This is a genomic window from Actinokineospora inagensis DSM 44258 (assembly GCF_000482865.1).
Taxonomy (GTDB): Bacteria; Actinomycetota; Actinomycetes; order Mycobacteriales; family Pseudonocardiaceae; genus Actinokineospora; species Actinokineospora inagensis.
Genome location: NZ_AXWW01000050.1, coordinates 56,404 through 66,361, shown reverse-complemented (window position 1 = coordinate 66,361; position 9,958 = coordinate 56,404). Strand labels below are relative to the sequence as shown.

Here is a 9,958-nt window from a genome sequence, read left to right as displayed (position 1 = left end):
GTGTAATCTCCAAGGAGTCGCTTCAAACGACCGACATCAAGCTGCGCCCCACCGGTCGTCGTCGCGATTCCACGTTCCCTCAATTCACGCACAATGCGCCCAAGAGACCAACCGGCACACAGCCATCTCCTTGCCCGGCGCCATGCCTTTGCCTCTTCCCACTCGATGTAGGCATAGTGATGCGCGTAGCCAAAACGGCGATTGCTCGACCTCGGCGTTTCACCCTGAAGGGCGCGAAGTTCCTTGTTGTTGCCGATCAGGACAGCTATGCGCTTCCTGTCCTGCCTAGCGATAACGGCCAACACGCCGGACGTCAAATCGTCCTTGATTTCGCGACCGGTCGTCGCGTCGAAGATGCGAACACCAGACTTCTCGGCGTTGTACGCGATCTCCTCGAATCGCGAAGACTCGCCCCGAGTCAGCCGTTCTTGGTCGCGAACAATCAAATGGCAACCCTTGAGCTTCCCGGTAATGATATCAGCCAGAAGCGCGTTATACCCTTCGCGGTCATCTCGGCCACCCGAGATGTTCGCGTCCTGATATATTCCGGAATCCCCCAACGACTTGTCTAGCGATAGCCCCATTCGCGCTTCATACTGCTCACAACGCATCTCTTGCGTGGCGAAGTCATCCCCAGAGGACTTCCGGTAGTACCGGACGCACCGTTGCATAGCGACTCCCTCGAACTGCTCCACCCGCGCTCCAGATGTCCATCTTGGACCACGGTTGCATGGTATGCAGTTTCAGCATGAGGAAGTGGTTGCCTTCGAGGTAGTAGATGTTGCCGCTGCCGGAGCGCCACTGGTCGCCGCCGATGGGGGTGAAGGTGTTCTTCACGTAATTGGTGAGGCAGGTGTTCAGCGCGAAGTCGAGTTTGTAGCCGTTGTAGTGGCTGTAGGTGCCGCTGGCGTGGCCGACCTCGGTGCCGCCGGTGATGTTCAGCGCGCAGCCGGAGGCGCCTTTCAGTGTCTGCGCGCCCTGGATGGTGCTCAGGTTGACCTGGTCGAACGACGTGCAGGTGGAGTTGGCGCGGTCGCTGCAGTTGCCGCTGGACGACCAGGTGATGCCGGACGAGCGTAACCGGGCGGTCGCCTGGGACTGGGTCAGCTTGGTGACCGCGGCGTCGGCGGTGGTGACGGCGAGCAGGGTGGTGGTGGCGGTCGCGGCCAGGACGGCGGCGAACCGGAGGACGGCGCGCATGGGGGACCTTTCGCCGAGGGGTGATGATCCACTTCCAAGCGGGTAGCGTAGCCGCGGCGAACCGGATAACCCAGTGGTTGTACGGAAATTTTCCCACTTGCCGTCGTAGGTCAACCCGCCGGTACGGGGGCGCGGTCCGCCCGCCAGTCGCGCACGGCGAGGGCGAAGGCGACCGCGATGATGGCGACCGCGGCGAACAGGGCGGTGGCGATGGCGAGCGGGTAGTGCCCGCTCCCGCCGAGCACCGCTTGGTAGACGGCGGCCAGGGTCGCGGTGCCGATGGCGGTGCCGATGCGTTGTCCTGTTTGGAGGACTCCGCCCGCGACTCCCGCCAACTGGTTCGGCACCTCCGACAGCGTCAGGGTCGTGTTGGGTGAGATGACCGCGCCGCCGCCGATGCCTGCGAGGGCCATTGGTGCCGCGATCCACAATCCGACCGCGTGGGCGGGTTCGGCCAGCAGCACCAGTGCGACGACGGCGAAACCGATGCCGACGGTGCCGAGGCCGAGCACTGTGATCAACCGACCCCACCGGGCCACGAGCGGACCGGCGACCGCGGCGGCGACGGCGCCGCCGATGGCGAACGGGGTCACCGCCAGGCCCGACTCCAGGGGCGTGTACCCGAGGCCGCTCTGGAAGAACACCGCGAACACCAACCAGACCCCGGAGAACCCGCAGAAGTACGCCAGCCCGATCCCCGCGCCCGCGCGGTAGCCCGGGGTCTCGGTGAACAGCCGGGTGTCCAGCAGCGGCGCCCGACCGAGGCGCACCACCCGGTGTTCCCAGCGCAGGAACGACCACCCGATGACGACCGCGATCGGGAACAGCCACCACAGGTGCGCCAATCCCCCGTTGTCCACCTGCACCAACGGGAACAGCACGCCGAGCACGGCGGCGCCGAGCAGCAACGCGCCAACCACGTCGATGTCGGCGCGGCCGCGGGCGTCGAGTCTGGGCACCAGCCGCAGGGCCAGGGCGAGTGCGACGACGCCGATGGGCAGGTTCACGAAGAACACCCACCGCCAACCCGCCGGGCCGCCCGCGGCCGCGAGGATCAGGCCGCCCACGATCGGGCCGACGGCGGTGGAGACGCCGATGGTCGCGCCGAGCACGCCGAACGCCCGGCCGCGTTCGGGGCCGTGGAACAGGTCCTGGATCAGGCCGGAGTTCTGCGGGGTGAGCAGGCCGCCGGTCAGGCCCTGCAGCAGCCGGGCGACGACCAGCCAGAGCAGCGACGGCGCGATCCCGGCCAGCGCGCTGGTGAGGACGAAACCGGTGAGCGCGATCAGGAACATCCGCCGCCTGCCCAGCGCGTCGCCGAGGCGGCCGCCCGCGACCAGGGACAACCCGAAGGTCAGCGCGTAGCCGGAGACCACCCACTGGATGCCGCCGGGTCCGGCGCCGAGGTCGGCGCGGATGGACGGCAGGGCCACGTTGACGATGCTGACGTCGAGCAGGCTCATGAACCCAGCGGCCTGGGTCACCGCGAGCACTCGCCAACGCCGGGGATCGGGGTCAGTCACCCCATCGTCCTACCCCGTTCCGGGCCAACACGCACGGTTAGTCCAATCTCACCGGTACGCCCAGCCCGGTCGAGCGAAAAGACGCCTCGATCGTGTCGGCGACGTCCACGGTCTGCTCCGGCGGCACCGGGACCGGCCCGGCGCCGCGCAGACAGGCCGCCAATTCGGTGTAGAAGCCCAGGTAGTCGCCGTCGAGAGTGCGGACGCGCTCGGTCCCGGCCGGGGTCAGCAGTTCGCCCCACCGGGACGCCGGGTAGGCGCCGAACCCGGGATCGGTCGGCAGGCGACCGGCCCGGGATGCCGCCTCCTGCGGGTCGAGGCCCCAGCAGCGGTAGCCGATCTCCGGCCCGGCCAGCGCGAACCTCGGCCCGACCGGGGCGGACGCCTTGCTCATCCGCAGGTAGGACCGCACGCCACCGGGGTGGGTCAACTGGATCGTGGCGTCCTCGGCGACGGCGGCGCCGGGTCGGGTCGCCTGGGTCTCGGCGAAGACGGTCTCCGGGCGACCGAACAGCAGGACGGCCTGGTCGACGAGGTGGGTGCCCAGGTCGTAGCGGATGTCGGCGAGGTCGGCCGGGTCGGCACTGCCCTTCCAGCCGGACTTCCGCGCCCCCGCGGCCCGCTCGAACCGGGACTCGAACCGGGTGACGGCGCCCAGCCTGCCCGCGTCGAGCAGCGCGCAGACGGTGCGGAAGTCGCCGTCCCAGCGGCGGTTCTGGAAGGTGGTGAACACCCGACCCGCCTGCTCGGCGGTTTGGATCAACGTGCGGACCTCGGCACCGGTCGCGGCGGCGGGCTTGTCGACGACCACGGACAACCCGCTGGTCAGCGCGGCGCGCGCCTGCCCGAAGTGGTACCGGTTCGGCGAGGCCACCACAACGAGGTCGAACTCATCGGCACGCGAGAACACCTGATCGGCGGAGGTGATCACCTCGGCGTCCGGGTAGCGCCTGCCCACCTCGGCCACGCGCTCCGGGTTCCCGGTGACCACGGCGGCGAGGCCCAGACCAGGCGCGGCGGCGATGAACGGCGCGTGGAAGGCACTGCCCGCCAGGCCGTACCCGATCAAGACCACTCGTGCGTCGGACATCAAATGCCGCTCCTCCCAGCTCACCAGGCTCAGGCCCAGCTTGCCAACCCGACCAGACCCACACCAAGCCAGGAACCACACCGGGACCAGACGCTGCCGAGCCGGGGACGATGCCGGGCGGGGAAGAGGGGGCGGGTGGCGGGAGGAATCGGGTACGGAAATCAGCCCATCGTCCGGCGAGCGGGCAGACCGAAGCCCGGGTGTCCGGGGAGCGGGCCACGCAGGGCCGCTTCCTTACGGCGCCACGGGTGCACCGCTTGGTACACGCAGAGCATCGCCCACAGCTCCTGGGCGACGCCGTGCGGGTCCTGCGAGCGCAGCGCGACCGGGCCCGCCTCCAGCGACTCGAACAGCGCCTCGAACCGCCAGCGGGTGCGGTGCAGGGCGGCCAGTTCCGCGGCGGGCGCCTGGTCGGGGTCGAGCAGGGTGGTGACCAATACCGCGTCCGGCGCCTGCAGCACCCGGACCGCCAGCGAGTCGGCGACCGGGTCGCCGTCGGCGAGCAGCCGGGACAGGAACGAGCCGTCCGGCAGGACGTGCAGCCGGGGCAGCGCGATGGGCGCGCGGGCGCGCCAGAGCAGGTCGGCGCCCCGGTCGGCGGCGGCCTTCCAGAAGCCGTGGTCGCCGCCCGCGCGGTGCGCCACGACGAGGGTCCCGGCGCTGATCGTGTCCAGCACGTCGGCGCCGAGGTCCTCGCGCGGTTGGCCGACGGCGACGTCGAGCAGCGAGCCGGTGTCGTGGCCCGCCAGCACGGAAACCCGCACTTTCGAGTTGGCGTAGGCGGCGAGGTTGGCCGCGGTGTCCGGGATGTCGACGACCCCGGCGTCCAGGGTGCACACCCGCATGCCGCGCCAGCGGGCCGCCTCGGCCCGGTCGGCGGCGGCGCGGCGCAGGAACAGCCTGCGCATCACCTCGGGGCCCAGCCGCTTGCGCGCCTTGGTGATCGATCCGGTGCTCGGCGCCGAGCGGGTCCCGGTGGCGACGCCCGCCCACCGCATGCCCGCGGTGAGCCGGGCGAGCACCGCGTCGTAGCCCGCTCCGCCGAACAGCCATAAGGCGAGGGTGAAGTAGACCATTGTGCGGGCGGGCAGCGCGCGCGAGCGCTGTTCCCGCGCGCCTGCCGCGTCGATGGCGGCGTCGACCTCTTCCGGCGGGAACGCCTTGAGCAGCATCCCGATGGCGACCCGGTCGGACAAACGGTCCCGCGACGCCTTCGCCGCACGTGTAATTCCGCCCACAGAAAGGACCCCTCACCCGAGCCAACTTAAGGAAGTAACGCCCAGTCGATCTTGTCGACGAGTGCGGCGACATGAATAGCATCGGGGCCGGGTGGAGCGCCAGAGGCCCCGGACCGCGAGACATTTCCGGAAGACCTACCCTCGGAATCGCCCGGTTCGTCGTCCTCGGGCCGGGTGGCGTTTTCCCTACCCCCATTCGGCGGGTCAATGCGGCCCGCCGAGAAGGAGTGATCCGACATGTCCGCAAAGTCCCTCGCCCTCGCGGCCGCCTGCGTGGCGTTGGCCGCCGTGGTTCCGGCAACGACCGCCGAAGCGGCGGAATCGGGGATCGCGCCGGTCCGCGCCGGGTTCGTGCTGACCGTCGACCACGCGGGTGACCTACCCAGACTCGCCGTGCTCCAGTGCTCGCCCAACGGCGGCACGCACCCCTCCGCGACGCTCGCCTGCGCACAACTTTCGCAGGTGGACGGCCGGTTCGACAAGTTGAACGTGAACCAGGGGGTGGCCTGCGTGATGATCTACGACCCGGTCCAGGTTAGCGCGGCGGGCCTGTGGGGTCGCCGGGTCGTGCACTACGCGCACACCTTCGGCAACGCCTGCGAACTGCGGGCGGCGACCGGGGTCGTGTTCGGCATCTGAGTCCGCCCGCCGGACCGCGCGCACCCGGCCCGGTAATGCGGGGCAACCGACGAGTAGTTCACGGCCAGGCCCACTTACCGTCATCATTCACCTCATCGGGTGGCACGAGATCGAATGACATTGACGGAATTGCAGTTTCGGAGAGTTGTGGTATTCGGGCGACGTGACGGTCACCACGCAGCTCCTCCGAATGGCCTTGCCGCCGTGGGTTCGGCGGCGCGCGCCGAGCACGGAACGCATTGCGGCCGCGCCGCCGGACCACTCATTCTGCCTTACGGCTTTCCCTCGTGACCCGATCGAGTGAGAGTTGCCGATGTCACCCGACCGGGCCGGTAGGTTCTCGCGGGTGACCGGTGAGACGTGGCGCCCGCCCACCTGCTCCCGACCGGGGCCCAGCGCCCTGGCCGACCCGGACGAGGCGGTGGAGTTCCTGGAGCTGTTCCACGCCGAGCACCCCGGGGCGGGCCCGGCCGCGCCGCGAATCGCCTGGGTGCGGGCCGAGATCGAGCTGACCGGTAGCTACCGGCACACCAGCGCCGAACTGGCGCACGGGGCCAGGGTGGCCTGGCGCAACAGCGCCCGCTGCGTCGGCAGGCTGTACTGGCGGAGCATGCGGGTGCGCGACCTGCGCGCCGTGCACTCACCGGCCGAGGTGGCCCGGCAGTGCTTCCAGCACCTGCGGCTGGCCACCAACGGCGGCCGGATCCGCCCGATGATCACCGTGTTCGCCCCCGACGCGCCGGGCAGGCCGGGGCCGCGGATCTGGAACGAGCAGTTGGTCCGCTACGCCGGTCACACCGGCGACGGCGGTCCAGCGGGCGACCCGCGCTACGCCGCGTTCACCGCCGCCGTCACCGCGATGGGCTGGCGCCCGCCCCAGCCGCGGTCGGACTTCGACGTGCTGCCCCTGGTGGTCTCCGGCTCGGACGGCTACGCGCGGATGTTCCCCGTCCCGGCCGACGCGGTCGCCGAGGTGCCGCTGCGCCACCCCGAGCACGCCTGGTTCGCCGACCTCGGCCTGCGCTGGCACGCCGTGCCCGCCATCAGCTCGATGCGGCTGCGGGTCGGCGGCGTCGACTACCCGGCCGCCCCGTTCAACGGCTGGTACCTGGGCACCGAGATCGGCGCCCGCAACCTCGCCGACCACGACCGCTACGACCTGCTGCCCGCCATCGCCGAGCGCCTCGGCCTGGACACCTCCCGCGAGTCCACCCTGTGGCGGGACCGGGCGCTGGTGGAGCTGAACATCGCCGTGCTGCACTCGTTCGACGCGGCGGGCGTGACGATCAGCGACCACCACACCGAGACCGCGCGGTTCATCAAGCACCTGGACAAGGAAGCGGGCGCGGGCCGCCCCTGCCCGGCCGACTGGTCCTGGATCGTGCCGCCGATGTCCGGCTCGCAGACGCCGGTCTTCCACCGCTACTACGACACCGACCACCTGCGCCCGGAGTACATCGCGGACGAGAGCGCCACCCGCGCCGCCCTGTACGGCACCCCTCCGCCGCTGCCCGCCCGGGTGGAGATCGGCCCGCCCCTGTGGTCCTACCTGCGCGGCTCCCGCTACCGGGTGGGCGATCCGATCACCTGAACGGCACCCAGGCGATCTGGGCCGCGCTGTCCATGTCGACCGCGGCGACCCCGGCGTCCGACACGGTCCACAGGGCGCCGCCCGCCACCAGGGTGCGGTTGACCCGCCCGTCCCCCGGCAGGCGCAGGGTGGCGACCTCGGTGAGCTTGTCGCCGTCGACGCGCAGCAGCAGGACGGAACTGGTCGAGGTCTCCAGTGGGACGGCGACGAGGTTCTTGTCCGGCCAGTAGAGGAAGGCGTGGGCGTCGAACTCGACCTCGGAGTAGCCGCCGCCCGGGAGTTGGTGCTGGGCGAGCCGACGAGCCGGAGCCGTGGACACGTCGAACAGGGACACCTGGGGGCCGGTGGCGTTGCCGCGCTCGGTGGCCTCCTGACCGACCCCGAGGAGGCGGCCGGTGGTCAGCGGGTGCAGGTACGCGGAGTAGCCGGTGATCTTGAGCTCGCCGGTGACGCGCGGGTGGACCGGGTCGGCCAGGTCCACGGTGTAGAGCGGGTCGGTGCGGCGGAAGGTGACCACGTACGCGGTGTCGCCGAGGTAGCGGACGGACTGGATCTTCTCGCCCTTGCCGAGGCCACCGACCGAGCCGATCGGCGTCAACTGCTTGTCCTTGCGCGCGAGGACGGTCACCGCGCTCGACTGGTCGGTGGTCGTGGCGACGCGCAGGTTCCCGCGGTCCTCGGACAGCGCGTACTGGTTGACCAGGTTGCCCGGCACCGAACCGGACGCGACGTACACCGGCTTGCCCGCGCCCGAGATGTCGAACTGGTGGATGTCGGTGCTGATCGGCCGGTCCGGGGGACCTTGGCGGACGGGACCGGTCCGGGGCATGTCGGGTTGGGGCGTCTCAGGTCGGGGCATGGCGGGCGTGGCCGGGTCGGCGGGCGGCAACACCAGTCGCGATCGGCGGTCGTCGGCGACGTACAGGCTGGTGCCGGTGCCGTAGACGGTGTCCCCGTCGGCCGCGATCGACATCGGGGCACCCTGTCCGAGGGCCGCGCGCAGGTCGACGGTGTACACGGTGAGCAGCGAGGTGCCGGTGTACTCGGTGGGCCTGCTGACGTCCGTGCAGTCGACCTGGCCGGTGGACCGGTGACCGTCGACGTCCAGGGTGGTGCGCGGCAGCCAGTTCGCCAGTGGGGCCTGCTTGACGATCTCCCGGTTGCGGGTCGGCGACCGCTCGGCCGGGAAGTCCAGCCGGGGCTGGGAGCGGACCACCAGCCGGGCCACCGAACCGACCTGCCGGGCGTCCAGGAAGTTCCCGTCCACGGTCAACCGGCCCGCGATCCGGGCGCCGCCCCTGAGGTCGACCAGGACGAACGTGGTGGTCATGCCGGTGCCCTGGGAGAGGTCCACGGCATCCGAGCGCGGGACGGTGACGAGAGCGTGGTCGCCGTCGAGCAGCAGACCGGTCGCGTCCCCGGGCAGGGCCAGGGTCGACACGAGCTTGCGGGTGGCCGTGTCGACGACGTGCAGCATCGGCCCGCTCGCCGTGACGATCCGGGCGCCGTCGTTCTTCACCAGGTCCGGCTCGTCGGCGGCCGCCTCGTGGTTGTTGGTCGTCGAGTGGTCACCCACCGACCGTTGCCGCTGTTCGGCGGGCGCGGCCTCCGCGGGCGCGATCTGCCCCCTCGGCATCGGCGGGTTGCCCAGGCCCCACTCGGTGACCTGGCTCAGCGCCGCCGACTTGAGATCCCGCTCAACCTCCTCGCACGAGCGGTACCCGACCAGCCGCACCTGGCTGTCCCGCACCGCGACACCGGGCTCGACGGTCGCCTGGACACGCTCATCAGGCCCATTCGCCCAGATGACCCCGCCGGTCACGCACGCCCCGGCGAGCACAACGGCCCCCACTGTGATCCACGGACCTCTCATACCCGGATGACGTACCAACCAAGCCGCCCCGTTGCACTGGGCGTATTCCTCCCACCGCCCGCCCCCACTTCCCCACCCGGCATCGTTCCCGACAGGGCGCGGACCCGCTACAGTGGGACAACCGTCGGTGTTTGACCGTGTGCGGTGCGTGTCGATCTAGGTGAGTTCTCCCACAAAGGCGCACGAACCCGCACATTCGGGCTACCCTGGGTGTATGACGGTCGCGTTGGAGCACGTGCTGGCGAAGGCGGGTCTCCGGGTCAACCCGGTCGAGTTCCTCGAACTGGTGGCGGAGGCGGCCCGCAGGCTCTCCCCGGCGAACCCGGACCCGGCCGACTACTTCTCCCCCGACCAGCGCGACGCGCTGACCGACGTGGGACTCGACCTGACCCCGCGCCGCACCGACGAGGTGGACTCGCGGGCGCGCGCGGTGGCCGCCCAGGCGGTGCTGCGCGACTCGGCGCTCACCGTGGCCGACGCCGCCGAGGCGGTCGGCGTGGACACGAGCCGCATCCGGCACCGGCTCGCCGCGGGCAGGCTGGCGGGCTGGAAGGACCGCGGCGGCTGGCGGCTGCCCGCCTGGCAGTTCGCCCCGTCCGGGGTGCTGCCCGGCCTGGAGGCCGTGCTGGCCGCGGTGCCGGACGACCAGCCGCCGCTGGTGGTGGCCGCGTTCATGACCAGCCCGCAGCCGGACCTGCGGGTCGACGACCAACCTGCGACGCCGCGGCAGTGGCTGCTCGCGGGCGGCTCGCCCGCCAGGGTGGCGGCGCTGGCGGCGGTGCTGGGCACCCCGGCCTGAGGGTC

9 protein-coding genes are annotated in these 9,958 nt (G+C 71.1%); 3 read left to right on the top strand and 6 right to left on the bottom strand.

Annotated features, from left to right (window positions below):
- From H504_RS40250 to H504_RS0119165, 5 genes are all read right to left on the bottom strand, one after another.
- Positions 1-695, bottom strand: a 695-nt coding sequence (locus H504_RS40250) for a recombinase family protein (RefSeq protein ID WP_157440513.1), incomplete at its 3' end; no start/stop codon positions are given.
- Entirely contained in the window at positions 628-1,200 is a 573-nt protein-coding gene (locus H504_RS35945) for a hypothetical protein (protein WP_245614358.1), read from the bottom strand. The genes H504_RS40250 and H504_RS35945, both read right to left, overlap by 68 nt.
- 110 nt (positions 1,201-1,310) lie before the next feature.
- Positions 1,311-2,663, bottom strand: a complete 1,353-nt coding sequence (locus H504_RS35940; protein WP_084467883.1) for an MFS transporter — start codon at positions 2,661-2,663, stop codon at positions 1,311-1,313.
- A gap of 97 nt (positions 2,664-2,760) precedes the next feature.
- Positions 2,761-3,813, bottom strand: coding sequence for a Gfo/Idh/MocA family oxidoreductase (locus H504_RS0119170; RefSeq protein ID WP_035304918.1), 1,053 nt, complete (start codon positions 3,811-3,813; stop codon positions 2,761-2,763).
- Positions 3,814-3,974: 161 nt separating this feature from the next.
- A complete protein-coding gene (locus H504_RS0119165) occupies positions 3,975-5,009 on the bottom strand; it encodes a transposase domain-containing protein (protein WP_026424093.1) in 1,035 nt (344 codons plus the stop codon).
- A gap of 279 nt (positions 5,010-5,288) precedes the next feature.
- Here H504_RS0119165 and H504_RS0119160 point away from each other — a divergent pair, with 279 nt between their 5' ends.
- Both H504_RS0119160 and H504_RS35935 read left to right on the top strand, forming a co-directional pair.
- Positions 5,289-5,690, top strand: coding sequence for an SSI family serine proteinase inhibitor (locus H504_RS0119160; protein WP_026424092.1), 402 nt, complete (start codon positions 5,289-5,291; stop codon positions 5,688-5,690).
- A gap of 346 nt (positions 5,691-6,036) precedes the next feature.
- On the top strand, positions 6,037-7,281 hold the full coding sequence (locus tag H504_RS35935; RefSeq protein ID WP_051386035.1) for a nitric oxide synthase oxygenase: 1,245 nt from the start codon (positions 6,037-6,039) through the stop codon (positions 7,279-7,281).
- Here the strand turns inward: H504_RS35935 and H504_RS35930 are convergent.
- The gene (locus H504_RS35930; protein ID WP_169735422.1) at positions 7,274-9,133 is read right to left on the bottom strand and encodes a beta-propeller domain-containing protein; all 1,860 of its coding nucleotides are present in this window, start codon (positions 9,131-9,133) and stop codon (positions 7,274-7,276) included. The two genes, H504_RS35935 and H504_RS35930, sit on opposite strands and share 8 nt — an antisense overlap.
- A gap of 235 nt (positions 9,134-9,368) precedes the next feature.
- Here H504_RS35930 and H504_RS0119145 point away from each other — a divergent pair, with 235 nt between their 5' ends.
- Positions 9,369-9,953 (top strand): hypothetical protein, encoded by a 585-nt coding sequence (locus tag H504_RS0119145; protein WP_026424091.1) that lies wholly within the window; start codon positions 9,369-9,371, stop codon positions 9,951-9,953.
- Positions 9,954-9,958 lie beyond the last annotated feature (5 nt).

What these genes read in the sequence shown, in the direction of transcription:
- H504_RS0119170 (WP_035304918.1), bottom strand. Translation starts at nt 3,813, where the DNA reads ATGTCCGACGCACGAGTGGTCTTGATCGGGTACGGCCTGGCGGGCAGT.
- H504_RS35945 (WP_245614358.1), bottom strand. Translation starts at nt 1,200, where the DNA reads ATGCGCGCCGTCCTCCGGTTCGCCGCCGTCCTGGCCGCGACCGCCACC.
- H504_RS0119160 (WP_026424092.1), top strand. Translation starts at nt 5,289, where the DNA reads ATGTCCGCAAAGTCCCTCGCCCTCGCGGCCGCCTGCGTGGCGTTGGCC.
- H504_RS35940 (WP_084467883.1), bottom strand. Translation starts at nt 2,663, where the DNA reads ATGAGCCTGCTCGACGTCAGCATCGTCAACGTGGCCCTGCCGTCCATC.
- H504_RS0119145 (WP_026424091.1), top strand. Translation starts at nt 9,369, where the DNA reads ATGACGGTCGCGTTGGAGCACGTGCTGGCGAAGGCGGGTCTCCGGGTC.